The sequence below is a fragment of the Chryseobacterium sp. G0162 genome, from assembly GCF_003815715.1.
Taxonomy (GTDB): Bacteria; Bacteroidota; Bacteroidia; order Flavobacteriales; family Weeksellaceae; genus Chryseobacterium.
On record NZ_CP033922.1, the window covers coordinates 2,239,117 to 2,263,403 of the forward strand.

Consider the following 24,287-nt stretch of genomic DNA (forward strand, 5'->3'; position numbering starts at 1 on the left):
CAAAATACAAGAAAATATTTATAATCCCTGTGTTTTTAAAGCACAGGGATTTTTGTGTATAATTTTTTTTGTAAGTTAGTTCCGTACAAATTATTTTATGAAGAAATTTCACTACGTATTACTAATTCTCATTTCAAATTTTATTTATTCTCAAAATAATTTTGAAATTGATTTCAGTTCAGATTCATATATTAATGACAGTCTCATGTTCGGAGCTCCAATGATAAGAAAAGGATTTGGAGATCTTTATACCTTTAAAATACAAACGAATCAAAATATTTCTGATTTTGGGAAAAAGTTCAAGACAGATCATTCAATTTATTATTTTAAAATTCAAAAGAAAAATATTGTCAATGGTTTTATAGAATATCCTCAGCCTGTAGCCTTTAGTTATATAGGAAAAAAAGGTGAGGGAGTTTATAATACCAAAATATTTTTCTTAGAAAAAGGAATATATAAAATTGATTTACCTCAAAACATTAATAATCTGGAGCTAAATATAGATTCTCCCACCAATAAAGAATATAAAGATTTACAAAAAACATTGGAACAGTTTTATATCAAATCCAAAGGTTCCCATCAACGCGACAGTTTGATAAACATGGACAAAAAACAGGAGTTTTTAGGGGAATATATAAGGAAAAATCCCAATTCATATGTTGCATTATGGGAAATTGTGAATGATTATACTCTTGAAAATTACCACCCTGCTTACTTGAAAAACCTGAATTTATTTTCAGCAAAATTTAAACAAAATAAATTATACAAAGGTGTTGAAGCTCGTTTAAAAGCAGAACAGTCCACCTCCATTGGACAAAAAATACCTGATATTTATTTTGACCAGGAAAATAAGTTGACTTCTGAAGACTTTAAGAAATATAAATTAACGTTTATTGACTATTGGTCAACTACTTGCGCTCCGTGCATAAAAAGTATGCCCGAAGTTGTGAAACTCTATCATGAATATAAAGACCAAAATGTAAATTTCATTACGATTACTGACGAGCAAAAACTCAATAGAATGGAGGTTGCAAAGAATATTCTAAAGAAAAACAATGCCACTTGGGTTAATTTCTTTGATACAAACAAAGACTTTCAAAAGAAGGTAAACGCTACAAGCTATCCTCTTCATTTTATCATTGACGAAAACGGAAAAATAATTGCCCGAATCAGCAACAGCATTGAGGAAGCCAGAACCGTTATCAAAGAATATTTACAATAATTTCTTTAAAATAAAAAAGCAGCCAATTGGCTGCTTCATAACATAACGAATCTATATACTCTATAAAGAGTTGTATTAAAAGTTACTGACCATCACGTACAAAAAAGTCATCAGCATTTTCCGAAATCGGGATGTACAATCTTTCCCATTCTTTACTTTTCACCATATCCCAGCTATGTCCTGTTCCTTTTAGGTCTTCAGCAAGAAGTACTACCCCTGGTTTAATCATAAAAGTAGAGCCATCTGTTACTTTAAACCTGATATTTCCTTTGATGGTAATAACATATTGCCTTCTTGGAGCAGGATGGGCATTTTTTTCCCATTCTTCAGTCTTGTTACTCATCCAGAAAGTAGTTGTATTCATGTGTTTCAGCGTCGGAATCTTTCCTTTTTCGAAAGAACATGAGCCATCCGGATTATTAATTAATCTTATGGCAGGAATAAATTCTGTAGATGCTTCCGTGGTTACGCTCACATTTTTATGATTTTTATGTTGTCCATTCATAAATCCTACGGTGCTTAATGCTAAAACAAGGCTAAGCCCTTTACCTATTTTTTTCATTATAAATTTAAATTTTATTTTTTAATTATATACAGTATCGTGAACTAACATTCTCTCAAAGAATGGTTTATATTTTTGTACCAATGCAAGATGCTCAGGAAGCTGGCCATAAGCTTCCAGTTCTTCCAGACTATCAAATTCCATAGATGCATTGTAGGTAAATGTATTATCTAAAACATTTCTAGGACTTGAGGCTGCCGGTTTTCCATAGCGGAGGTTTTTCTGATAAGGAAGTTTTTTAAGGCCTTCAAAAAAATTTTCAAACTCTTTGATCTCTGGATCTGAAAGATCTTTTCTTAGCCAGAATAATAAATAATGGAAGTACATTTTTTTCTTTTTTATAGGGTTAAACATGGGTAAAGCAGATGCCAGCATATTTCCGGAAATTAGTAACAGAGCCGAAGCCTGTACAGAGCGGAATAAAAATTTTCTTCTTTCCATAGTCACATATTTTAATTAAAATCAATTCTGTATTTAAGGACAAACTGCCATTTTCTATCTGAAACAACCGCATTATTTGAAGGATCATTAGTGTAGACCGGTCTATTCTGAGCGTCAAAGGTTAATCTCGAAGACATTCCATTCATCAGCAATGATATTCCTGCATCATAGACTACAGCATTATCATGAAGTCCTTTTAAATCTGACAATTGTACTCCAACAGCAGGTTGAAGCTGAAGATTTTTCTTTTCTTTATTTAAATAAGGAAGTGTTCCTCCTAATTGTACATAATACGTATTCCCTGTTCCAATAACCGGCATTGCATTTCCAGCACCGTTTAGACTGGCTTGTGTAACATCTACTGAAGTAGCTGGATTGTTTGTTCCTACATAACGGATATAATTAGGCCCATAATCATTATGCATTGCCATTCCGTAAGCACTTACTGAAGTTCCTTCTTCTTTATTTAAAGGAGCATCATAAAATAAGTCTACCGCAAAGCTCTTCATATCATCATTGACTGTATTTTTAGCAGTATCCTGATGCCATAAGGCATTGTGAATGTAATCAAAACCTGCTCCTAAGCTTAACACATTCTTTTTCCCCACATAGGTACCTGAATTAAATGGCGTTGAAATATTTTCTTTATCTAAAAAAGCATATCTGAAATACCCTGAAAAATCTTTTCCTGGAGAATTCTTACTAAAGGTGGCCACATTAAATTTAGGATCTGAAGTTGCCATAGTATAAGGATCAGCAACAACCAATCGATAATCAAATTTTCCCAGCTGACCTTTCACATATGCACTCAGCTCACGTACCGTATAATCGGTAGCTCCTGCATTAGCTGTTGCATAAGCCGGCAAATCATACAGCAGCGTATTCAAAGGGCCTGTTGTAAATCTTGAAAGACCTCTCCAGGTAGAACGCCCAGCCCCGAAAGCGATTTTATCACTGAAAGAATACTCTGCATAAGCATCCAATAAATCAAAATAATTACTTCCTTTTGCGTTGACATTGACATTGGTAGTTCCTCCCTGTAGAACAAACATTAATTTTTCAGTAGGCTTGTATGTCATTTTTACCCGAACTCTACGAAGAGAAAGGTCAGAAACATCTGTTTTTGCTTCGTTATTGATAAGGCTTCCGGGGTTAAGCTGAGCATATCTTGCCCATAATTCGGCATAACCACTCAGGGAAATATACCGGGAATGTTCATCATTAAAATAATGAGTTAATCCCGGGTTATTAAAGTCATTTTTTTTCTGAGCTTCTAATTTTCCCGTAATTCCCAACAGGACAAATAAAGCGATTCCGGTTCTGAAAGATCTTGTCTTCATATTTTTCTGTTCTAATCTTTTTTGTTGATTTCAACGGGACAAAATTAGATCGGGAAGGCCTGCTCCGTTATTAGAAATCTATTAGAAACCTTTTAGAAAACTATTAAAAGAGTTAATCTGCTACCATAAAAAGAAAATAAGAAATACCTTTGCAAAGGGCTTTAGAAAAGCTGGAAATCAATATTTTAAAAACAAAATACTGAACTGAAAATCAGCCTTCAACACCTTTAATATTTCCTTATGAGAATTTTAATAATAGAAGATAATTCACGGGTTTCAAGTCTGTTAAAGCGAGGGTTAGAAAGCCAGGGCTATCAGGTATATATTTCTGAAGATGCAGAAGATGCTATTGCGCTGCTTGGTAAATTAACTTTTGATTTGGCTATTACAGATATTATGCTTCCCAAAATGAACGGCATAGACTTGTGTAAATTCATTAAACAGAAATATACTGATCTCCCAATTATCATGCTTACGGCATTGGGAACCATTGATGAGAAGGTAGAAGGATTTGATGCCGGTGCCGATGATTATATGGTAAAACCATTTGAAATAAGAGAGCTTTTTGTAAGAATAAAGGCTATTCTCCAAAGAAGTTCAAATAAAGCCAAAGAAACTTACCTTACTGATCTGGAATATCATGATCTTAAGATTAATCGAAAAATAAACCGTGTCTTCAGAAATAGTGAAGAAATAGAACTTACTCCAAAAGAATTCAAACTCCTGGTTTTTCTTGTAAGTAATGCGGAACGAATTCTTACCCGTGAAGAAATTGCGGATAATGTCTGGGGAAATCATTTTGATACAGGAACCAACTATATTGATGTATACATTGCCTATTTACGTAAAAAAATAGATAAGAATTTTGATACTAAACTCATTCACACCAAACCGGGCGTAGGATTTATTTTCGCTTCACAATTATGAAAATAGCAACCAGAACAGCATTAATTTACGCCATTCTTACGGCAGGCATTCTCTTTATGTTTGCTTATGTGCTCTATGTGGTCTCTGAAAAAAACAGAGAAGATGAGTTTAATGATCGTTTAGGATATAAAGTCATCTGGCGCTCCGAATTTATTTTTGATGTCCGAATCAGTGATGAAAAGATCCGTGAACTGCATCAAAGAAACCAGAGATTGTTGAATGAGGCCGATATCAGCGTTTACAACAGCAAAAAAGACCTGACATTTACTGATATTCCGCCATTAAAAAGCAATGAAAAATATCTCGATAAAATCATTAAATCCAACAAAAACAGACTATTCTGGCAACAGGATGATCGCCAGTATATCGCCATTAAATTCAAATCGGCAGGAGAAGATTATTATATCATTGGAAGTGCAGTAGATGTAACCGGGAATGCCCATATCGCCGAGTTTAAGAAAGATATTATTATTATTTATATCAGTTCGGTTATTGTTATTTTCATTATCGGGTTTCTTTTTTCCTATTATACTTTGAAGCCTCTGAAAGATATCATTCTTCAAATCCGGGATATTTCAGAACATAATCTCAACCAGCGTCTGGATGTTCCGAAAGCCAAAGATGAAATTTACGAGCTTACCGAAACTTTTAACTCTACTTTTAACAGGCTGGAAAAATCATTTAACAATCATAAACAATTTGTGACGACCATTTCTCATGAATTCCGTACACCACTTTCTACCCTGATTGCAGAACTCGAACTTGCAAAAGAACTGAATGTAACATTGGATGATTATAAACTTTCTATTGACAATGCTCTTCAGGACGCTAATGATGCTTCAGAGCTTTCATCAGCGCTTTTAGATTTTGCAAGAGCCAGTTATGATGTTTCACAGATCAGCTTTACCAATATTCGTTTAGATGAAATTTTAGCAGAGGCAAAGCTGGCACTGATCAAAAAAAACATCCACTATAAAATCGGAATCAACTATATAAGTAATGATGAAGAGGAAAGTAATTATGATGGGTATGGCAACCCTTATTTACTGCAAGTAGCCTTTTCAAATCTTATGGAAAATGCTTGTAAATATTCCAATGATAAAAGCTGTAGGGTAGAAATTGAAGCCCATGCCTCATCGATAGAAATCCGTTTTGTAGATCAAGGTGTAGGAATGTCTGAACAGGATCTCTCAAAAATATTTGAACTGTTTTACAGAGGGTCCAATAAAAATTTTGAAAAAGGAAACGGGATTGGGTTGTCTATCGTAAAAAGAATTGTAGAAATTCATGAAGGAAACCTTTATGTAGATTCTGAGGTTTCTAAAGGAAGTACATTTACCATAGAATTTTCTTCTAAAATTAAAAAAGCAGTCTGATCAGACTGCTTTTTCTTATGCTTTTAACCATTCCGAAGAGGAAAGATAATTCTGATCAGGATAGTAGATGAATAATAGATTTCTTCCTTTTATCGTATTGATCATTGATTGTGAGAGTTCTCTAGGAACAGCAGGACATCCCCAGCTTCTTCCGATTCTTTTATGTACTGCTGCAAATGCATCACTTACATAATCTGCACCATGCATTACAATTGCTCTTCTGTACGCAGCATCATTGAATCCTTTATCCATTCCTAATAATCTCAATGAATATCCATTATCTCCCTGATACGTTGCATCTGTGATATAAAATCCCATGCTGCTCTGTCGCGAACTTTCCGTGTTAGAAAAATTCGTGGCAAATTCTTCGCCTGTATTTTTACCATGGGCAACCAATGAGTTGAATATTACTTTTTTGTCATTAAGATCAATAACCCAAAGTCTTTTGGTATTAGAAGACATAGAAAAATCGCAGATAGTCAATAAATGCGACTCATCAGTAAGCAATCCTGCTTTCTTTAGGTTTTCAAATCCTGTTAATGCTTTAGAAAAAACTTCATAGTTCAGTTCATGCTCAGGGTCAAATTCAATGGATTGGTAGAGTGCTTCTGAAGAAGATACTGCTGTAGTAGTATTTTTCTCAGATTTCGTGTCAGTTACTCTTTCTGTCTTTGTTATGTTGACGTTTTCATTCTTCACCACCGCTTTCGGAGAGATGTAGAATGAAGTCGTCACCATGTAAACAAGGCCTATTACGCCATAAAATCCTTTCATTCAATAATATATTAGTACCAAATTAGTGGGGCAAAATTATAAAAACATCGCTATCAGCCACTTATAAGTCTAAAAAGTTTAACTGAATTTAAGAAACTTTAACGGTGAGCTCCGCCATCTATCTGATTATAAATCTCTTCTATCCTTTTCCAATAACTCCTATTTATCTTGCTATAAATAGGGTAAAGACATTGAATGGCAAAAATATCCAGCTTACTTCTTGTTTCAATCCATTTCATAATATTTTTAACCAATATTTGTTCACTGAATCCTCCCCATTCTCCTGCCGGACTCAATAGGTTTGAGAAAAGTACAGGAAAAACCTCATACTGGTCAATCTTTTTGGTCTCTTTTAAAGTAAATGGGCTTTCAAAGAGAGTCTTTATCAAGTATTTAAAATCTGATTCCTGCAGCTCAGTATCAAGATATAGTTCCGACAAAGCTACCCAGACCTGCTTCCGTTTTTCCAGGCTATCTTTTTCCATAACGACAAAATAAAGTGATTTTATTTTTGCGAATCCGGGACGAATTCCAGACTTACGGAATTCATGCAATATCTCAATCCTGTAGGCTTTGGCCCGTCATCAAACACATGTCCCAAATGAGAATCACATCTCTTACAAAGCACTTCTACCCTATCCATTCCATACGCCTGATCTCTTTTGTAGTATACGCCTTCTTTATCTGCTTCAAAGAAACTTGGCCATCCACAGCTGCTCGAAAATTTTGAAGTGGATCGGAATAAATGATTCCCACAAACCGCACAATAATAATCTCCTAACTCATCAAAGTCATTATATTTTCCGGTAAAAGCTCTTTCTGTAGCTGCTTCTCTTGCGATTGCGTAAAGATCAGGAGCCAGAATTTTCTTCCATTCGTCATTGGAGACATTCAGTTTTGCAGTATTGGTTCTTGAGTAATATGGATTGTTTTTTGCTTCTTTATTTTCCATAGAAGTAATTTTAATAGGTTGTTGTTTCTGCGTACATCCCTGCAGGACAATTAATATGATGACTGAAATTAAAAATCTCATCATAAATTTTAACTTTTAAAGTTTAATAAACCTTTATACTAAAAAGCTTTATTAAGATTAAATGGTTTCATAACCAAATTTAGTAAATTTGAGAATATGAATGACGAAGCAAAAAGAAAACAGCTTAGAAAATATAAGGCATTTGCTACAGGGCTATTTGTTCTGATGGCCCTTATTTTCATTGTGACAACCATCATGCAGAAGTCCAATTCTTCTCATTGGATTGGCTATGTACGTGCTTTTGCAGAGGCTGCTATGGTAGGTGCATTGGCCGACTGGTTTGCAGTGACCGCTTTGTTCCGGCATCCGCTGGGGCTTCCGATTCCGCATACCAATCTGATTGAAAACAGCAAGCAGAGATTAGGAGATAATCTGGGAAGTTTTGTTGTCAGTAATTTTCTTTCGCCCCAAAATATCCGGCCTTACATTCAAAAAATAAAAGTTTCAGGCTTTGCCGGAGAGTGGCTTGCCAAGGAAAAAAATCAAGATATTCTGATCCGCAACCTGTCTGATATAGTTCTTGATATTCTCAATAAGCTTGATGATTCTACCGTGAGTCTGTTCATCAGTAAAAAGGTCTCAGAAATGACAGATGATATCAAACTTAACAAAGTGGTAGGAAATGGTATTCATTATATCCTGGAAAAGAATGACCATCAGAGAATTATTACCAATCTTTCCAAACAGATCAAGGAATACATTATTCAAAATGATGAAATGATTAAAGACCGGGTAAAGAAAGGAAGTTACACTTTCATCCCCTCTTTTGTTGATAATAAAATTGCAGATAAGATTGCAGATGGGCTGTCTGATTTTTTCAAAGAAATAGAAGAAGATCCGGAACATGAAGTAAGAACTTTAATTACTCAAAAAATTCATGAATTTTCCGTTGATCTTAAAGAAGATCCTAAATGGGAGGAGGAATTTAAAACCATTAAAGATGGATTACTTAAAAATGATAAGCTTGATGAGTATTCCAATGATATTTGGGTCTCTATCAAAAAAACACTGATAAAAGAACTGCAGGAAGACCATTCTGCCTTGAAAAATTATCTTTCCAAAAACCTGAACGAATTTTCACAAAATTTAAAAACCGATGAAAATCTTCAAAATAAAATCGATCATTGGGTTCGGGTAACGGCCTATAAATATATTTTGAAAAACACGCATCAATTCGGAAACCTCATCAGTACTACTGTGGGTAACTGGAAGGGTAAGGAATTGAGCGAAAAAATGGAACTGGAAGTAGGAAAAGACCTTCAGTTCATCCGTGTTAATGGAACCTTGGTAGGAGGTCTGGTAGGGCTTATCATTTATACCATTGCCCATTTCTTTATTTAAAAACGGTAATATAACCATGAAAAAACTTCTTATTGTTCTCTTACTTTCCTTTTTCCTTCCGGGTAAAAGCCAAAAAGTAGAATTAAAAACCGTCACAGATTCTTCTCAAATCTTTAAGGGAGAAATTGCAGGTGCTCCCGTTACACTGGAGCTTCATTATGACGGCATCCCGGATTGCAATTTATACCAGCATTTTGTGGAGGGTTGGTATTACTACGATAAATACCAGAAGAAAATTCCTCTAACAGGACTTTATGATTATGGTAAGCTGTCATTGTATAATTTTGGTCCTAAGCACAAACAGATTTCCAACCAGTTTAAAGAAAAAATCAACTCGCCACAGGACATTGAAAAAACAGCTGAAATTGTCAAAAATTTTACTCCCAAAGAAACGATCTTATTTGGGCAGGATCAAACTCAGAAAAATCCTATTTCAGGAAGCTTTTATTTGGAGAATAAAGATAAAGTTCAGTCTGCTAAATTATTCACCGGCAATGATATGATCTATCGTTACAATAATTATCTAATCTTACCTAACCATAAAAGAATCAATACATTTGATATCATCAATCAATATGGAGGGAATGAACTGATTTCCTCCATTTCCGGAGAAAAAGGGAACCAGGTTTTATTGTATTTTGAACATTCATCTAACCTTAATGCTTGTGGAAGATGCGGAGCCAGCGAGGGTGAAAAAGGTTATCGGGTTCTTTATTTTACCAAAGACTGGAATTATAAAAGATATGAAGAATTCCTTACTGAAAGCTGTCTGGAAAATATCTATGACACCACCAAAACAAAATCAAAGGATGGCAAAACGATAATGTATAAAATCGGCAAATCGAATTCTTCTCCAGCTTATACACTAACTGTTGATATTAAAAATGCTGCTGTAACAAAGTCAAAATAAAAAGGATTCTATCTAACATCATATTTTTTCTTGCCACGAATACACGAATTTTTTATTTATGCATTCAGAAAATAAAGGGTTTTATGTGAATTTATAGCAGATAGCATTAATGAAAATTCGTGTGTCCGTGGCTAAAACAAAAAAAAGAGACCATCCGGTCTCTCTATATTTATCTTGGCAATCTGCTTGCTCTTTTTAAAATTTCTTTGTTAATTTCATTAATCAACTCTGGTCCTTCATAAATAAATCCGGTATATAACTGAACCAGACTTGCCCCGGCATCTAATTTCTCAATAGCATCTTTTGCGGAGTGAATTCCTCCTACTCCGATGATTGGAAATGCTCTTTTGCTTTTATCGGAAAGATATTTAATCATTTTTGTACTTCTCTCACGAATTGGTTTTCCGCTTAACCCTCCGTTTCCGATCTGATCTAAAACTTCAGGAGAGGTCTTCAATCCTTCTCTATTCACCGAGGTATTGGAAACGATTACACCATCTATTTTTGTTTCTGCAATAAGATCTATAATTTCATCCAATTGGACATCATTAAGATCCGGAGCAATTTTAAGTAATATAGGTTTCTGTACAGATTTTGACTGATTAATTTTCTTTACCTCCGTAATCAGTTCACGCAGATATTCCACATCTTCCAGCTTCGCATGACTTCCAACATTCGGACAGCTTACATTGAGTACAAAATAATCTACATGCGGATGAAGGCCTTCAAAACAATCCAGGTAATCCTGTGTATAGTTTTCAGGTTTTGTATCTGTATTTTTTCCGATGTTTCCACCGATGATTATTTTTCCTTTATTGGATTTCAGTTTTTCAATCGCAGCCTGTAACCCATCGTTGTTGAATCCCATTCTATTGATAATTCCTCCATCTTCAATCAAACGGAATAATCTTTTCTTAGGATTTCCTGCCTGAGCTCTTGGGGTAACCGTTCCAATTTCTACAAACCCGAAACCTAAGTCTCCCAATTCATTAAATAAAACAGCATTTTTATCAAAACCGGCAGCCAGCCCTACAGGATTTTTAAATTTCAATCCGAAAACTTCTCTTTCCAGACGTTTGTCTTCAATAGGTTTGGGGAAAAATAATTTAGTAAGAAATCCAAAATTCTTAAGCATCGAAAAAGTAAAGTGATGCACTTCTTCGGGATCAAATTTGAAAAGAATCGGACGAATGAGCGATTTGTACATTGAAAAAAAGTTTTACAAAATTACTCATTTTAAAATTAATGGTTGATTACCCTATGATATTTTATCAAAAAAGGTATTATGAACGCTATCTATAGAACCTAAACATCCGCTTAATCAACAATATCAGTGAGATATTTTTTTACTCTATTCTATTATCCATGTCAAGGTTTAAAACCTTGACATGGATAATTCCCGGAAATTTTTCCTTTGATACAGAAAGCTTATTCAATAAAGTCTTTGAGTTTAGAGTACGAACTTAAATCAAATTTCAGAATATCCCCTACTCTTTTGAACTCTTCATCTATAGTGGCATTTACTATAATTCTTTCGTTAGAAATAGGATGATTAAAAATCAATTGATGAGCATGAAGCGTCATTTTGTTAATGTCAAATGTTTGAAGCCACAACTTATTCTGTTTATTGCAGCCATGTTTTCTACAACCTAAGATAGGATGCAGAATATGTTTAAAATGCTTTCTCAGCTGATGAAATCTTCCTGTTTCAGGAATGGCTTCTACCAAACAATATCTCGAAGTCTGATGTTTTAAAAAAGGTAAATCAATTTCTGTTTTTTGCAAAAGATGATAATAGGTAATCGCGTTTTGCTTGACTTCATTTTCATTAACCAAGTCGTAATCGATGGTTTCTTCTTCTTTGGCCCAGCCTCGTAGAATGGCAATATATTTTTTTTCCACTTCTCTGGTTGCAAAACGGTCGCTCATGATTCTAAGCGTTTCTTTATCTAAGGTAAACAACAAAACCCCAGAAGTTTTGCGGTCTAGACGATGCACAGGATAAACCTTTTGCCCAATTTGTTTCTTCAGTTCCTGAATAGCATAAGTATCGGCTTCTCCTGCATAGAAAGATTTATGAACCAATAGTCCACTGGGTTTATTGATGGCAATAATATGCTCGTCCCGATAAAGAATTTCTAACATGATGCAAAAGTAGAAATTTTCTACTGATTCTTATTTCAGTGAGAAGGCTTAAAAATGTAAGAGGTTATTCTTATTCTAAACCTAACAGGTTTGTAGAGGCGCAGCAGTCAATAGCCCTGATTGAGCGGTATGTTTGAGCTCTTTTCTTAGTTTCGGCGGCGGCAAAGCCGCCGCCGAAACTAAGAAAAAGCGAGTAGCGAAAGCAGGTTCCCGGCTCCTAAAAAACAAAAAAAGACCTATTTCAAGTATTATTATACCTTTTTTTGTTGAATTTCATGATTTTGGAATCCAAATTCATATTTTTGCACATCAGACGTAAAAAAATTATGGCAAAGCAAGAAGATGTTTTCAAGAAAGTAATTTCTCACGCCAAAGAATATGGGTTTATTTTCCCTTCAAGTGAGATCTATGATGGTTTATCCGCTGTTTATGACTATGGACAGAATGGAGCTGAACTTAAAAATAATATCAAACAATACTGGTGGAAAGCTATGGTACAGCTTAACGAAAATATTGTGGGTATTGATTCGGCAATCCTTATGCACCCAACCACATGGAAGGCATCAGGCCACGTAGATGCTTTCAACGATCCATTGATTGATAATAAGGATTCTAAAAAACGTTTCAGAGCAGACGTTTTGGTAGAAGACTATTGTGCTAAAATTGAAGATAAAGAAAATAAAGAAATTGAAAAAGCAGCGAAGAGATTCGGGGATGCTTTCGATAAGGACCAATTTGTTGCTACAAATCCAAAAATTTTAGAATACAGAGCAAAAAGAGAGGCGATTCTTTCAAGATTGGCAAAGTCTCTGGAAAATGAAGATCTTGCTGATGTAAAAGCATTAATTGAAGAGCTTGAAATTGCTGATCCTGATACAGGTTCCAAAAACTGGACAGAAGTAAGACAGTTCAACTTAATGTTTGGAACTAAGCTTGGTGCTTCTGCAGACAGTGCTATGGATCTTTACTTAAGACCGGAAACGGCACAAGGTATTTTTGTGAACTATTTAAATGTTCAGAAAACTTCACGTCATAGATTACCTTTCGGTATTGCACAGATTGGTAAAGCGTTCAGAAACGAGATTGTTGCAAGACAGTTTATCTTCAGAATGCGTGAATTCGAACAAATGGAAATGCAGTTCTTCGTAGCTCCGGGTACAGAACTGGAATTCTACGAAAACTGGAAACAAAAGCGTCTGAACTGGCACTTAGCTTTAGGATTAGGGAATGATAATTACAGATTCCACGATCACGAAAAATTAGCGCACTATGCCAATGCAGCGGCTGATATTGAATTCAACTTCCCGTTTGGTTTCAAAGAATTGGAAGGAATTCACTCAAGAACTGATTTTGACCTTAAGGCTCACGAAAAATTCTCCGGAAGAAAGCTTCAGTTCTTCGATCCTGAAAGAAATGAAAACTATGTTCCTTATGTAGTGGAAACGTCTGTAGGTTTAGACAGATTATTCCTTTCTATTTTCTCTCACTGCTTAAAAGACGAAGTATTGGAAGATGGTTCTGAAAGAACAGTTTTATCTTTACCTCCGGCTTTAGCACCAATTAAAGCGGCTATTCTTCCATTAATGAAGAAAGATGGTTTAGCAGAATATGCAGAAAAGATCTTCAACGATCTGAAATACGATTTCAACTTATTCTACGAAGAAAAAGATGCGATCGGAAAACGTTACAGAAGACAGGATGCGATCGGTACTCCATACTGTATCACCGTAGACCATGATTCATTAACAGATCATACCGTTACCATCAGAGACAGAGATACGATGCAGCAGGAAAGAGTTCCGGTTTCAGAGTTAAGAAGGATCATTGATGAGAAGACCAACTTCAGAAATCTACTTTCTAAAATATAATGTAAAAGCCCTGATAATTCAGGGCTTTTTCCTTTTCAAAAAATATTCATATCCGTATTGGGAAAATGATTACTTTTGAAGCAATTAAAAAAACTAATTATACCTATGAAGAAATTAATTATTTCGTCACTTGTTTTGGCAGTAATGGCCAGCTGCAGTTCATCAAATGATGACAGTACAGATAACAACAATAATAATCAATCTACTCCTTATCTTCTAAAGAAATCAACCGAGATTACTCAGGACGGCGATTCTTTTACTATAGAGTATAAATACAACGGAACAAGAATAGTTGAAGCTTTTGATGTTGCAGACAATGAAAAGACATTATATACGTATGACGGCGATTATATCATAAAATCTGAAGTATATTCCAAGACTGGTGCACTACAAATTATGAGAGAGTTTTCTTATGCCAACGGAAAACTGATTTCTGAAAAAGTAACGGATAAACACCAGCCCGGAACACTGGTTTACACCGAAACCCTTCAATATCTGAGTGACAGCCATGTAAAACATAAAGCTCTTCAAACCTATCTCTATAATCCAACGACCGGAACTTACTCAGATATTAAGTACCAGGACAAAGATATTTATCTGGATGCTAATGGAAACCTGCTTTCAATCACTTATTCGAACAACGGAACAACCTACAGTACTACATTTTCTTATGACGGCAATAACCATCCTATGAAAAACGTAAAAGGGTATATAAAAATGGATCTATTCTCTCTCTCAGATGGGGAATTAGGCTACAATAACCTGGTAAAAGCAGATGGAAATTATGCAGGGGCATCGAATGGAACGACCAAGACCAGCGCTGTTCATACTCTTAATACCGCTAATTACCCTACTAAATCGGTAATGACCTATACAAGCTCTGCTTTTGGAACCAATAAACACACTTACCTTTACGAGTATAACAAGTAATTGTTTACTTTATTAAGATACTGAGCTCTGATTTTTCAGGGCTTTTTATTTTCTTTAACAAAGAGTACTATAATTTATTATTTTAGTTCAAAATTCAACCATGAAAAAAATTACTTTATTGATGTTTGGACTTATCCAAACATTTGCATTTTCCCAAACTCAGGATTTAACAACATTAGCCGCAGGAGATCATGTAGGAATGAATGCTCTATTTGATGATAAAGACAATCTTTATGGCTATGTTTCCCTCTATTCTTATGGGAAATCCGGAGAAAAGGCAAAGAAGTTTGAATATGTTATTTTAGACAAAAATCTTAACCCCGTTGCGAACAGGGAATTCGAAGGAGATATTACAGCAGCTTCTTACAGAGGATATGTGGACTTCAAAGGACAGATTATTCTCAAACCTTCTATGATGGATTATTCCCTGGTAAAGAGCAGAGAAATATTCACTCCTGTTTCTATGGTCATAGATCCCAAGACAAATACAATTACCAGAAAAATATATTATGATTATCTGGAAGATGGCACTTTCAAAGAGATCAATGAACCCAAAAGCTGGAAAGAACAGCGTAAAGAAAACCGTGACGAGAAAAAGGAAAAAGGCTATAATTATGTTTCGGCAGTCGGAGAATTAAAAGAAGGAGGTTATTTTGCTATAGAATATAAGGATTATGGAAAGTATCAAAACAGCAATAACCTGATCCGTTTTGACACTAACAAAAAGGAGGTCTGGAGGTATAAGTACAATACCGAAGGTAGCAAAAAGATTTTCACCACATTATCGGTTCTTGAAAGAGATGAAAACTATATGTATTGTGTGATGAAAAAGGTAAATGAAAAAGACAAAACATTCAGTCTTCTGGTCATTGACATGAAAACGGGAAAAGAAGCATCAAATAAACCTATTACAGGGCTTTCTGATGATGCTATAGATAATATTGACTCTTTCTATTCTGATTACAGAAAGCTTGATAATGATAAAACGTTTGATGACAAAGTGGTCCTCTTGGGAAGAAATTACAATAATTCTGATTTTGTAGGGTTTGCAAGAATGATGGTGGATAAGTCAAATTTTACGACAGATACCAAGGTCATTAATTTTGATCCGAATATTGCTGCTTTTCTTCCCAAAGTTGATAAAAATGGTTTTGTAGAAAATGGCTATATGCTGCAAACCAAAGACATGTATTTTATGAATGACGGAAGTGTTGGGATTTTATCCGAAAAATATAAGCCTGCAGGCCAATATACTGCTCCTAAAACAACCGATCTTGTTTACATTTACACAGATAAAGACTTCAAAGTAAAAAATGTTCAGGTTTTTGAAAAGGAAAAATCAAAGTGGGTAAACAGTGACTACCTGTTTTCGCAATATCTTAACGGAGGTAAAGATGTGGTATTCTTCTATCGTGACTATCAGAAGGATGAAGTTACAAAGCAAAAAAGATGGAATCTCTTTATCAATACTATTATTGACGGAAAATTTAAACAGGAGATCATTCCTATTTCGGAAAAAGACAATTACACCGTTATCCCATATGTAGGAAAAGAAGGCTATATCTTACTTCGTGAGTATAATGAGAAAGAAAAATTCAACAAAATCCGTTTCGAAAAACTAAACTATTAATTAAAAATTGTTCTTTCAACATTATTGTTCACATCTGTATTCTATGTGCCTATATGGTAAAGATTTTTTTAACCCATATAGGCACGTAGGCTTTAAGTAAATAAAATTATTTGTGTATACTTGGCTAAAACGAAAAACTATCTCACATTTGAGATAGTTTTTCGTTTTAGAAATCTAAAGTATTGTGATGCTCACACCGACTTATGATACTATTTCGGTATTGCAGCAATTCCAGCGACCTGATAATAATCTGAAATATTTTTGATCTCATCCAGACTTAGATTCCACATAAAATTCAGGAACTGCTGATAACTTTCACTTTGATTTTTAGGTTCTATCCGGTCCAGATAACGATTTAGATTATAATTCTTTCTGGCTTCATAAATTTTAGCAAAACATTTACCTAACCATTCTTTATAGTATCTTTCCTCTTCTCCATCCTGAATAAACTGCATCGCTGCATAAATCCCAACTCCATAATCCTCAGAATGGAAATAGTTCGGAAGAATCTCCATCCTTGCCGTTTTTTTCAAAGCGAGATAAGCTTCGGAAGGTTTTTCCTGTTCTATGGTATTCAGCTCAGGAAAAATCTTTTTAAGTTTTTCTATCCTTCTAACCATTTCGGGATGTGATGCTACAGAATCTTTGTTGAGCTTTTCTTTATAAAAATTATAATTGTAAAGAGAAAAATCCTCTTTCTTCATCCATTTCTCCTTAAACGCCTGCTTGGGAAGATCAAAAAGTTTTTTATAGGTTTCTATTTTAAGTTCTCTAGGAGAAATTGAATCAAACGTCTGAAGCACTTTCAAACCGTTGACAAATTCACTGTTCTTAAATTCACTGTTTCTAAAAATAACATACCCCAAAGAGTCGGCCTGCATTTCCTGCTTTCTTTTTTCGATGCTTTTTTTGTAAACTCTATTTTTAAAAATATCAAATGCTTTTTGATTTCGCCCCAGGCTTCGTATATCGGTAGTTTCCTTAATATTCTGCACTGTGCTTTTATCCAACTCATTTTGTTCTACAAGATTTAGAACCATTTTTAGGGTATGCTTCTCCATTTTATGCCCTAATTCATGGGAAATTACCCCCGCAATCTGCGCTTCATTATCCATCCAGTTATACAGTCCCATGTTAATGACAAAAGTTCCGTCTGCAAGACAGTAAGCATTAGGAGTATTATCTCTTGCGATCAGAATTTTAAGATCCTTGGGAACTTTGGGATTATTTTTTCTAAGGCGTTCTACTAAAGATTTAATAACAACATCAAACTCAGATTTAAAAACAAAGTCTTTATTTTTCACCTGATTTTCAAAATTAGTCCCGAATTCTTTATACATCTTGGAAATTGCAGTCCCTCCTCGTCCAGAATACTGTGACTTCAGCCTTTTTATTAGGTTTTCATTATTAACTGTGAAATTTCTTAAAAATTCTTTCCGCTGAAGGTAATCTGCGGTATCAATTGTTTTATAAGTTTGGGAAATTCCTGCCACAGATAGCAGGAAGCACATTAATACAATAAGTTTTCTGGTCATATTTTTCATCAATGAAACAAAAATAATGTATTTGATAATTCATTTTCATTTTTTCATCCAAATTATTTTAAATTTGTTAAAGACCAATTGACGAAAAATGAGAATACTAAAATACATGATAGGTGGTGCTGTAGCAGGTGCAGCAGCAGCTTACTTTTTGGGATATGATTATTTATTTAGTGGCATTTCCAAAACTTACCTTAAAGGAAGATCAAGCGCCTATATTGATGATGGAAATCTGTTTCCCAGTCATCCTATTCCTACAGGATCTCCTAAACGATGGGAAGAGCATTCCGAATACAACAAAAAAGAATTACCGAAAACCTTAGTTGATAATTTAAAACATTCTAAAACGGCAGCTTTTGTAGTGATAAAAGATGGGAAGATTCTTCATGAACAATACTGGGATGGCTACAATCAGCTCTCTCAGACCAATTCTTTTTCTATGGCAAAGGCTGTTACCGTTATGCTTTTAGGAAAAGTTTTAGAAGAAGGGATAATTAATAATATTAATGAAAACCTATCCAATTTTTATCCTGAATTTAAAGAGAAAACTTTCGGAGACCAGGTTACCATTAAGAATCTGGCTCAAATGGAATCTGGTCTTGACTGGGATGAAAACTATAATAACCCTTTTCTTCCTAATGCCAAAGCGTATTATGGAAAGAGTCTTGTAAAGGCCGTATTTTCACGAAAATTCAAAGAACAGCCGGGAACAAGATTTGAATATCAAAGCGGAACTACTCAACTGCTCGGTTTTGCGTTAAAAAAAGCACTGAAACAACCACTGGCCAACTATCTCTCTGAAAAATTCTGGATTCCAATGGGAATGGAACAGGATGCAAAATGGAGTACAGATAATTATGGAATGGAAAAAACCTATTGCTGTATCCACTCCAATGCAAGAGACTTTGCCAAACTGGGACTTTTATTTCTGAATGATGGTAAAGTTGGAGATCAGCAGGTTCTTAATACAGATTTTATTGAGCAGATGAGAACCCCAACAGAAAAGTCTGAAAACATTTACGGAATGGGTCTTTGGATCAATCACGACAACCCCATTAAACATTATTATTTTCTAGGGCTTCAGGGACAATATATCATTATGGTTCCTGAGTATAATATGGTTATTGTAAAAACGGGAAGCTATGCTAACAATCCTAAAAATGACAGGGGAAGACCAGATCAGGTGAAATTCCTGGTGAATGAAATTGTACAATTATTTCAATAAAGCTATGGAAAAATACAGCTCAAAAATAGATGCCTATATTGAAAAGTCTCACGATTTTGCGAAACCGATTCTCATTTATATCCGCGAAATCGTTCATGAATACTGCCCCGATGCTGAGGAAACTATGAAGTGGAGTTTTCCGCATTTTATCTACAAAGGAAAAAACCTTTGTGCGATGGCTTCATTCAAACAACACTGTACCTTCGGGTTCTGGCTGGAAAAAGAAATGAAAACCATGCAGGAAATCACTCAGGATATTGAAAAGAATTCTATGTTTAGCTTAGGTAAAATCACAAAGATTGAAGACCTTCCTTCAAAACCTCAGCTGAAAAAAGCGATCAAAGAAGCCATAGAACTTACGGATATGGGGGTTACCATGAAAAAAGCTGCTCCTAGCAAAACAGAAATGGAAATTCCTGATTATTTTCAATCTGCACTTAAAGCTCAGCCAAAAGCATTGGACGTATTTAAAAAAGCTTCCCCATCATTCAGAAAAGAATACATTACATGGATTGCAGAAGCAAAAACAGAAACTACCCGGAATAAAAGAATAGAACAGTCATTGGAATGGATTTTGGAAGGAAAAGGGAGAAACTGGAAATACGAAAAAAAATAAAACACAAAACACAATGAAGAAAAAAATCACTTTCTTTTTCTTTTTCATTATTTCAATTTTTACATTCTCACAGACATTTGATTTTGATGAACAATATAAATATGCACGGGTTCTTTCTTCTAAAAATCCGGACAGCTCAGAAATTGTTTTGAATCATATTATTGATTCTGCACAGAAAGGAAATTTTCCGGAATATCTTGCTAAAGCTTATTATTTAAAGTCGTACAATAGTTATCTAAGATCAGACGCCAAAAGCAGTCTTGATTTTGCAGAAAAGGCCTTAAAAATCTCCACGCAAAGCAATTATCCAATAGGGAAAGCGCTGGCTTACAGAATGCAGGGAACACAATATGCAAAACTGGGTCTTCTCAACGAATCTTCCAAAAGCCTCGAAAGTGCTTTATCTGAGGTAAAAAATAATAATACTGATGAAGGACACGAATTGAAAGGAATGATCTATAATTCTTTTTTGATTCTCCTCAATAAAAATGAGTATAAAAAGAAAGAATTCTATTCAATAAGCGCAATCCGAGAATTTCAAAAGATCAAAAACGCCTCTAGAAGAAATGAACTACTGGTCTCTGCTTATACCAATATAGGCTACAGTTTATCCGAAGTCAGCAGGTTCACAGAAGCAAAGCCATATTTTGTAAAGGCTCTTTCTTTAGTAGGTGAGAGTAATTATTATCTTAAATCTAATATTCTCAATGACATTGGATTCTCATTTTTTAAACAAAACAAGCCTGACAGTGCTGTTTTATATTACCAAAAAGCATTAGCCATCGTTAATCGGTATGGCTTTAATGAAAAAAAAATAGAGGTTACAAAAAATCTTGAAGAAGCCTATTCTCAGTTGAATGATGTTCCCAATGTTCAGAAATACAATCTTGAAAATCTTAAATTAAAAGACAGTATTGCCTACAATAAAGCCATGGCAGTCAATAAAACCCTTTCAAAAAAAGAAGAGAATTTTGATCAGCAGCTTACAAAAAGTAAAAAGGTTTCAACAACCTTAGTTGCCGCCTGCCTTATTTTAACTGCAGTCCTGGGTATTGTTGTGTTTCACATCATGAGACTCAGAAAAAAGCATAAAGAAATGGTCTCTAAAATATACCAGGAAGGGATTTCTCCGGTTAGTTATGAAGAAGATCCTATAGAAAAAGGAGAAGATCCTCTACTCCAAGCTATCAACCATCCTTCAGAAATAAAAATTTCCCCTGAAGTAGAGGAAAATATTTTAACAGGCTTACAGACCTTTGAGGAAAATCTGCATTTTAATGACAAGAATATCTCGCGTTACAACCTTGCCCACACTTTGAATATTAATACAAAATATCTTTCAGCGGTCATTAAAAAGCACAAAAATTTCAACTTCAATCAGTACATCAATCATCTTCGGATCAACTATATTGTTAATCAATTAAAAAATGAACCACAATACCGGAAATACAAAATCAATCATCTTGCTGAGATTACAGGATATTCTTCACATAGTGCCTTCTCCCTTGAATTCAAAAAGGTGATAGGACTTCATCCCTCCGCTTTTATCAAAACTCTGGATGAGATCTCCTGATTATTGTTCTGCTATTGTAAGATTGTTATATCCTCCCGTGTTGTTCAAAGAGAAATTCGCCAGGTTTGAATTATTTAAATTAAACCAGATATAAGGCATCAGCCGCTGTCCCGAAGTCATATAGAATGATGCTGTACAATTACTTCCGGCATCAATATTTCCTATACTATTGGAAGACATTGTATTCACACATTTTATGGTATTTACAATATTTGCAGGCAATAGCCCTGCTGTATTGTCATACAGCTGCCAGATAGCTTCTATTTGAATCGGGTTTAACGGGTCTGTTGTATAATTGATGGCCAGAGGAGCCAGATCTGTTGTAAAAGTAGCCACATACACCCCATTTCGCGGAGCGGTAAAAACTCCTGTGGATGCGTTAAAGTTAGTTCCTGAATTACTTTCAAAAATCTTTGCCCAGTCTACGAGATAATTGCTCGACCGGTTTTGAAGACCCGCAGTTACTGTCGCAGCAGAAGGAACTGCAAGCTTTACATTATTGTTAGTTTTGGCAGCAATCACAATGACTTTATTACTTGCCGGCTGTGCCGTCAGTAAAGGCAGCCATTCATTTCCATTAGAATATTCCACGCCGTTATTGTAACGAAGTGCCCCTTCATCTGCCGCAGCTGCTGTCAGTGAAGAAGTACCAAATCCAATCGCTCCGTTTCCTGAATTTCTCGCATCAACTTTTACCGTTGGAGTAAGCATTCCTACTCCTACCCTGCCGGCAGCTGTAATTATTATATCATTACTTTGCTGAGATGGAGTAAACGATGATCCTGTAGACGGATTATCCTTCTGCCCGTCAATGTGTAAAATACCCTGTGGGTTTGGGGTATTGATTCCAACCTGCGAGAATACACAATGGAAACTTAAAAACATAAGTATAAATAAACAATTCTTTTTCATCATCTTATTTTTATAATCCGAAAATACTTAAAGAGGTAAGGGTTGCATCTGTATCTAAAGTCTTTGAACTTCCCAGCTTCTGGTTCAGGCTCACGGTAATATTGTCTCCTTGGTTTAAATTAAATATTCCTGAACAATTTCCGGCCACACGGTTTTCAATCGTATTATTTCCCGGATAACTCCCTACACATTTGAACACTTTATTCGTTGAGGAAGAAGCTGAGTTCGTTTGAATGAGCGTTTCATACCGGGAATCATTGCCAATATTTCCTGAAGCCAATGAAATGCTAAAAGAAACGACGTACACTCCTGTTTTTGAAGCTGTGAAAATTCCCGTAGATGCATTAAAACTATCGTTAACATCTGTTCTCTCTGTCCAGCCCGTGATTGCAGATGGTACTCCATCAGTAAAATTCTGTGCAGAAGAATTTTCGGCATCTACAAAATCATTGGATGTTTTATGGGCCAGAGAGATCCAGGAAGTCCCATTAGAGTAGCTAAGATCCTGCGTCCCTGAGTTATACCTCAGCGCACCGGCTTTAGCAGCAGCAGCTGTCTGCACAGTTCCTCCGATCCCCATAGCATTTAATCGCTCTCCAGATCTTAGATCCAATCTCGTTTTGGGAGTTTTCGTTCCCACTCCCATATTTCCGGAAGAGGTGATCACTACATCATCATAATAGCTGGAAAGGGTGGAAGCTGAAGTATTTTTCAGACCATCCACATGTAATATCCTCTCAGGAGTAGACATATTAATTCCTACCTGAGCACTCATCCATACACTTCCGCACATGAGCAAGGCTAGTATTAATTGTTTTTTCATATTCAAATGTGTTATTGTTCTAAAATTGAAAGATTTACAAAGCCATAGTCATTACTTGCAGAAGAAATATCTGTACGTAAACTCAAACTGCCATTATAAACAGACTGATAAATCTGTGGCTGGAAGGTATCTCCTTTATTAAGCTGGACTCCTGCAACACATGAACCTGCAACTTGTGCCTGTTTTGAGATGTTGGAAAAAGATTTTACACATTTTTTTACGGTATTGCTTCCGTTCACTACATACCTGGCCTCAGAAAAATAACCGGATACTATAGGAATTCTCACAAAATCATAAGTAAAAGAGACCAGATATACACCTGTTCGTGGAGCAGTAAAAACTCCTGTACCCGGATTAAAACTGACTGTAGAATCGGAGATTTCATTCCAGCCGGAAATACCCGTAGAAATCTGGTAAGGAATTTTAATTGCAAAGTTGGCTGCCTGAATATTCGCCACGATTACAGCTTTAGTGGGTGAAGAAATAAGATCCTGCCATACTATTCCATCAGAATACTGCATCTTCCCTCCATTTAACGGATTATATCTTATCGCCCCACTTCCTGCTACAGACGCAGTCTGGGAAGTCTCTCCCACCCCAATCGAATTGTCAGTATTACTGGCAGATCTTGTATCGATCTTTACAACTGGAGACAGAATACCTATCCCTATTTCTCCCAAAGAGGTAACTGCTACATCATTGGAGGCTTGTACAGAAGAAGGAGTTCCGGATGCCGGATTATCTTTAGCTCCGTCTATATGGAAAATGGTTTGGGGATTAGAGGTATTAATACCAACCTGTGCTGTTAAGGAATGTATAAAAAGGCATCCGGCAATGAATATCCATTTCCTCAAAATAATTAAATTTTTCATGTAATTTGTGGTTTTAAAACGAGTACTATTCTCTGCCAAAGATAGACTCAAAAACAGATCCCACACAACAGACACTTTCCGAAACAAAACATAAAACACTGAAAATGTAATAAATAAGCAACTGTTTTACAATATCAAAATACGGAATTTTAATATTTTTTGAAATGAATATTTGATTTTTTCTGAAAGTTTAAAAAAATAACGAATCCCTTTTCTCTCGATTTTC

The 24,287-nt window shown here is 35.2% G+C and carries 23 protein-coding genes; 11 read left to right on the forward strand and 12 right to left on the reverse strand.

Going from position 1 to position 24,287, the window contains the following annotated elements:
- The first annotated feature begins 97 nt into the window (after positions 1-97).
- Positions 98-1,222, forward strand: a complete 1,125-nt coding sequence (locus tag EG344_RS10230; RefSeq protein WP_123909345.1) for a TlpA family protein disulfide reductase — start codon at positions 98-100, stop codon at positions 1,220-1,222.
- An 82-nt stretch (positions 1,223-1,304) separates the two neighbouring features.
- Here EG344_RS10230 and EG344_RS10235 read toward each other — a convergent pair whose 3' ends face one another.
- From EG344_RS10235 to EG344_RS10245, 3 genes are read right to left on the reverse strand one after another with little or no spacing between them, the layout of a single operon-like run.
- Positions 1,305-1,784, reverse strand: coding sequence for a hypothetical protein (locus EG344_RS10235; protein WP_228412900.1), 480 nt, complete (start codon positions 1,782-1,784; stop codon positions 1,305-1,307).
- Between the two features lie 21 nt (positions 1,785-1,805).
- Positions 1,806-2,225 carry a Dabb family protein gene (locus EG344_RS10240; RefSeq protein ID WP_123858624.1) on the reverse strand — a complete coding sequence of 140 codons (420 nt, stop codon included), beginning with the start codon at positions 2,223-2,225 and terminating at the stop codon, positions 1,806-1,808.
- Positions 2,226-2,236: 11 nt separating this feature from the next.
- Positions 2,237-3,565 (reverse strand): hypothetical protein, encoded by a 1,329-nt coding sequence (locus EG344_RS10245; RefSeq protein ID WP_123909346.1) that lies wholly within the window; start codon positions 3,563-3,565, stop codon positions 2,237-2,239.
- 240 nt (positions 3,566-3,805) lie between these two features.
- On the opposite strand from EG344_RS10245, the gene EG344_RS10250 reads away from it, so the two are divergent.
- Together EG344_RS10250 and EG344_RS10255 are read left to right on the forward strand one after the other, a co-directional pair.
- Complete coding sequence (locus EG344_RS10250) at positions 3,806-4,492, forward strand: response regulator transcription factor (protein ID WP_123909347.1); 687 nt, start codon at positions 3,806-3,808, stop codon at positions 4,490-4,492.
- Complete coding sequence (locus tag EG344_RS10255; protein ID WP_123909348.1) at positions 4,489-5,868, forward strand: sensor histidine kinase; 1,380 nt, start codon at positions 4,489-4,491, stop codon at positions 5,866-5,868. Before EG344_RS10250 ends, EG344_RS10255 begins: the two co-directional genes overlap by 4 nt.
- 15 nt (positions 5,869-5,883) lie before the next feature.
- Here EG344_RS10255 and EG344_RS10260 read toward each other — a convergent pair whose 3' ends face one another.
- The 3 genes from EG344_RS10260 to msrB form a co-directional block, all read right to left on the reverse strand.
- A complete protein-coding gene (locus tag EG344_RS10260) occupies positions 5,884-6,642 on the reverse strand; it encodes a murein L,D-transpeptidase catalytic domain family protein (protein ID WP_123909349.1) in 759 nt (252 codons plus the stop codon).
- Between the two features lie 98 nt (positions 6,643-6,740).
- On the reverse strand, positions 6,741-7,127 hold the full coding sequence (locus tag EG344_RS10265) for a hypothetical protein (protein WP_123909350.1): 387 nt from the start codon (positions 7,125-7,127) through the stop codon (positions 6,741-6,743).
- 20 nt (positions 7,128-7,147) lie between these two features.
- On the reverse strand, positions 7,148-7,594 hold the full coding sequence (msrB, locus tag EG344_RS10270) for a peptide-methionine (R)-S-oxide reductase MsrB (RefSeq protein WP_410494001.1): 447 nt from the start codon (positions 7,592-7,594) through the stop codon (positions 7,148-7,150).
- A gap of 177 nt (positions 7,595-7,771) precedes the next feature.
- On the opposite strand from msrB, the gene EG344_RS10275 reads away from it, so the two are divergent.
- A complete protein-coding gene (locus EG344_RS10275; RefSeq protein ID WP_123909351.1) occupies positions 7,772-9,016 on the forward strand; it encodes a DUF445 domain-containing protein in 1,245 nt (414 codons plus the stop codon).
- Between the two features lie 16 nt (positions 9,017-9,032).
- Positions 9,033-9,926, forward strand: a complete 894-nt coding sequence (locus tag EG344_RS10280; protein ID WP_123909352.1) for a hypothetical protein — start codon at positions 9,033-9,035, stop codon at positions 9,924-9,926.
- Between the two features lie 169 nt (positions 9,927-10,095).
- Here EG344_RS10280 and EG344_RS10285 read toward each other — a convergent pair whose 3' ends face one another.
- Positions 10,096-11,133, reverse strand: a complete 1,038-nt coding sequence (locus EG344_RS10285) for a quinone-dependent dihydroorotate dehydrogenase (RefSeq protein ID WP_123909353.1) — start codon at positions 11,131-11,133, stop codon at positions 10,096-10,098.
- A 221-nt stretch (positions 11,134-11,354) separates the two neighbouring features.
- Positions 11,355-12,071 carry a pseudouridine synthase gene (locus EG344_RS10290; RefSeq protein ID WP_123909354.1) on the reverse strand — a complete coding sequence of 239 codons (717 nt, stop codon included), beginning with the start codon at positions 12,069-12,071 and terminating at the stop codon, positions 11,355-11,357.
- 326 nt (positions 12,072-12,397) lie between these two features.
- Here EG344_RS10290 and EG344_RS10295 point away from each other — a divergent pair, with 326 nt between their 5' ends.
- The 3 genes from EG344_RS10295 (at position 12,398) to EG344_RS10305 (ending at position 16,499) form a co-directional block, all read left to right on the forward strand.
- Positions 12,398-13,939, forward strand: coding sequence for a glycine--tRNA ligase (locus EG344_RS10295; protein WP_123909355.1), 1,542 nt, complete (start codon positions 12,398-12,400; stop codon positions 13,937-13,939).
- Positions 13,940-14,044: 105 nt separating this feature from the next.
- Complete coding sequence (locus tag EG344_RS10300; RefSeq protein WP_123909356.1) at positions 14,045-14,869, forward strand: hypothetical protein; 825 nt, start codon at positions 14,045-14,047, stop codon at positions 14,867-14,869.
- A gap of 100 nt (positions 14,870-14,969) precedes the next feature.
- Positions 14,970-16,499, forward strand: coding sequence for a hypothetical protein (locus EG344_RS10305; protein ID WP_123909357.1), 1,530 nt, complete (start codon positions 14,970-14,972; stop codon positions 16,497-16,499).
- A 209-nt stretch (positions 16,500-16,708) separates the two neighbouring features.
- Here the strand turns inward: EG344_RS10305 and EG344_RS10310 are convergent, their stop codons facing one another.
- Positions 16,709-18,034, reverse strand: a complete 1,326-nt coding sequence (locus EG344_RS10310; RefSeq protein ID WP_228412901.1) for a M48 family metalloprotease — start codon at positions 18,032-18,034, stop codon at positions 16,709-16,711.
- Between the two features lie 97 nt (positions 18,035-18,131).
- On the opposite strand from EG344_RS10310, the gene EG344_RS10315 reads away from it, so the two are divergent.
- The 3 genes from EG344_RS10315 to EG344_RS10325 are packed head-to-tail and all read left to right on the forward strand — an operon-like array spanning position 18,132 to position 21,454.
- Positions 18,132-19,265, forward strand: coding sequence for a serine hydrolase domain-containing protein (locus tag EG344_RS10315; protein WP_123909359.1), 1,134 nt, complete (start codon positions 18,132-18,134; stop codon positions 19,263-19,265).
- Entirely contained in the window at positions 19,240-19,881 is a 642-nt protein-coding gene (locus EG344_RS10320; protein WP_228412902.1) for a YdeI/OmpD-associated family protein, read from the forward strand. The genes EG344_RS10315 and EG344_RS10320 overlap by 26 nt, the downstream gene beginning before the upstream one ends.
- Positions 19,882-19,894: 13 nt before the next feature.
- Positions 19,895-21,454, forward strand: coding sequence for a helix-turn-helix domain-containing protein (locus EG344_RS10325; RefSeq protein WP_123909360.1), 1,560 nt, complete (start codon positions 19,895-19,897; stop codon positions 21,452-21,454).
- On the opposite strand, the gene EG344_RS10330 is transcribed toward EG344_RS10325, so the two are convergent.
- The 3 genes from EG344_RS10330 to EG344_RS10340 are packed head-to-tail and all read right to left on the reverse strand — an operon-like array spanning position 21,455 to position 24,061.
- Positions 21,455-22,366 carry a hypothetical protein gene (locus EG344_RS10330; protein WP_123909361.1) on the reverse strand — a complete coding sequence of 304 codons (912 nt, stop codon included), beginning with the start codon at positions 22,364-22,366 and terminating at the stop codon, positions 21,455-21,457.
- Positions 22,367-22,376: 10 nt separating this feature from the next.
- Positions 22,377-23,189: a hypothetical protein gene (locus EG344_RS10335; protein ID WP_123909362.1), complete on the reverse strand. Its 813-nt coding sequence runs from the start codon at positions 23,187-23,189 to the stop codon at positions 22,377-22,379.
- Positions 23,190-23,200: 11 nt separating this feature from the next.
- Positions 23,201-24,061, reverse strand: a complete 861-nt coding sequence (locus EG344_RS10340; protein WP_123858605.1) for a hypothetical protein — start codon at positions 24,059-24,061, stop codon at positions 23,201-23,203.
- Positions 24,062-24,287: the final 226 nt, after the last annotated feature.

Excerpts from the sequence above, each read along its gene's own strand:
- EG344_RS10230 (WP_123909345.1), top strand. The coding sequence starts at position 98 with ATGAAGAAATTTCACTACGTATTACTAATTCTCATTTCAAATTTTATT.
- EG344_RS10235 (WP_228412900.1), bottom strand. The coding sequence starts at position 1,784 with ATGAAAAAAATAGGTAAAGGGCTTAGCCTTGTTTTAGCATTAAGCACC.
- EG344_RS10240 (WP_123858624.1), bottom strand. The coding sequence starts at position 2,225 with ATGGAAAGAAGAAAATTTTTATTCCGCTCTGTACAGGCTTCGGCTCTG.
- EG344_RS10245 (WP_123909346.1), bottom strand. The coding sequence starts at position 3,565 with ATGAAGACAAGATCTTTCAGAACCGGAATCGCTTTATTTGTCCTGTTG.
- EG344_RS10250 (WP_123909347.1), top strand. The coding sequence starts at position 3,806 with ATGAGAATTTTAATAATAGAAGATAATTCACGGGTTTCAAGTCTGTTA.
- EG344_RS10255 (WP_123909348.1), top strand. The coding sequence starts at position 4,489 with ATGAAAATAGCAACCAGAACAGCATTAATTTACGCCATTCTTACGGCA.
- EG344_RS10260 (WP_123909349.1), bottom strand. The coding sequence starts at position 6,642 with ATGAAAGGATTTTATGGCGTAATAGGCCTTGTTTACATGGTGACGACT.
- EG344_RS10265 (WP_123909350.1), bottom strand. The coding sequence starts at position 7,127 with ATGGAAAAAGATAGCCTGGAAAAACGGAAGCAGGTCTGGGTAGCTTTG.
- msrB (WP_410494001.1), bottom strand. The coding sequence starts at position 7,594 with ATGGAAAATAAAGAAGCAAAAAACAATCCATATTACTCAAGAACCAAT.
- EG344_RS10275 (WP_123909351.1), top strand. The coding sequence starts at position 7,772 with ATGAATGACGAAGCAAAAAGAAAACAGCTTAGAAAATATAAGGCATTT.
- EG344_RS10280 (WP_123909352.1), top strand. The coding sequence starts at position 9,033 with ATGAAAAAACTTCTTATTGTTCTCTTACTTTCCTTTTTCCTTCCGGGT.
- EG344_RS10285 (WP_123909353.1), bottom strand. The coding sequence starts at position 11,133 with ATGTACAAATCGCTCATTCGTCCGATTCTTTTCAAATTTGATCCCGAA.
- EG344_RS10290 (WP_123909354.1), bottom strand. The coding sequence starts at position 12,071 with ATGTTAGAAATTCTTTATCGGGACGAGCATATTATTGCCATCAATAAA.
- EG344_RS10295 (WP_123909355.1), top strand. The coding sequence starts at position 12,398 with ATGGCAAAGCAAGAAGATGTTTTCAAGAAAGTAATTTCTCACGCCAAA.
- EG344_RS10300 (WP_123909356.1), top strand. The coding sequence starts at position 14,045 with ATGAAGAAATTAATTATTTCGTCACTTGTTTTGGCAGTAATGGCCAGC.
- EG344_RS10305 (WP_123909357.1), top strand. The coding sequence starts at position 14,970 with ATGAAAAAAATTACTTTATTGATGTTTGGACTTATCCAAACATTTGCA.
- EG344_RS10310 (WP_228412901.1), bottom strand. The coding sequence starts at position 18,034 with ATGACCAGAAAACTTATTGTATTAATGTGCTTCCTGCTATCTGTGGCA.
- EG344_RS10315 (WP_123909359.1), top strand. The coding sequence starts at position 18,132 with ATGAGAATACTAAAATACATGATAGGTGGTGCTGTAGCAGGTGCAGCA.
- EG344_RS10320 (WP_228412902.1), top strand. The coding sequence starts at position 19,240 with ATGAAATTGTACAATTATTTCAATAAAGCTATGGAAAAATACAGCTCA.
- EG344_RS10325 (WP_123909360.1), top strand. The coding sequence starts at position 19,895 with ATGAAGAAAAAAATCACTTTCTTTTTCTTTTTCATTATTTCAATTTTT.
- EG344_RS10330 (WP_123909361.1), bottom strand. The coding sequence starts at position 22,366 with ATGAAAAAGAATTGTTTATTTATACTTATGTTTTTAAGTTTCCATTGT.
- EG344_RS10335 (WP_123909362.1), bottom strand. The coding sequence starts at position 23,189 with ATGAAAAAACAATTAATACTAGCCTTGCTCATGTGCGGAAGTGTATGG.
- EG344_RS10340 (WP_123858605.1), bottom strand. The coding sequence starts at position 24,061 with ATGAAAAATTTAATTATTTTGAGGAAATGGATATTCATTGCCGGATGC.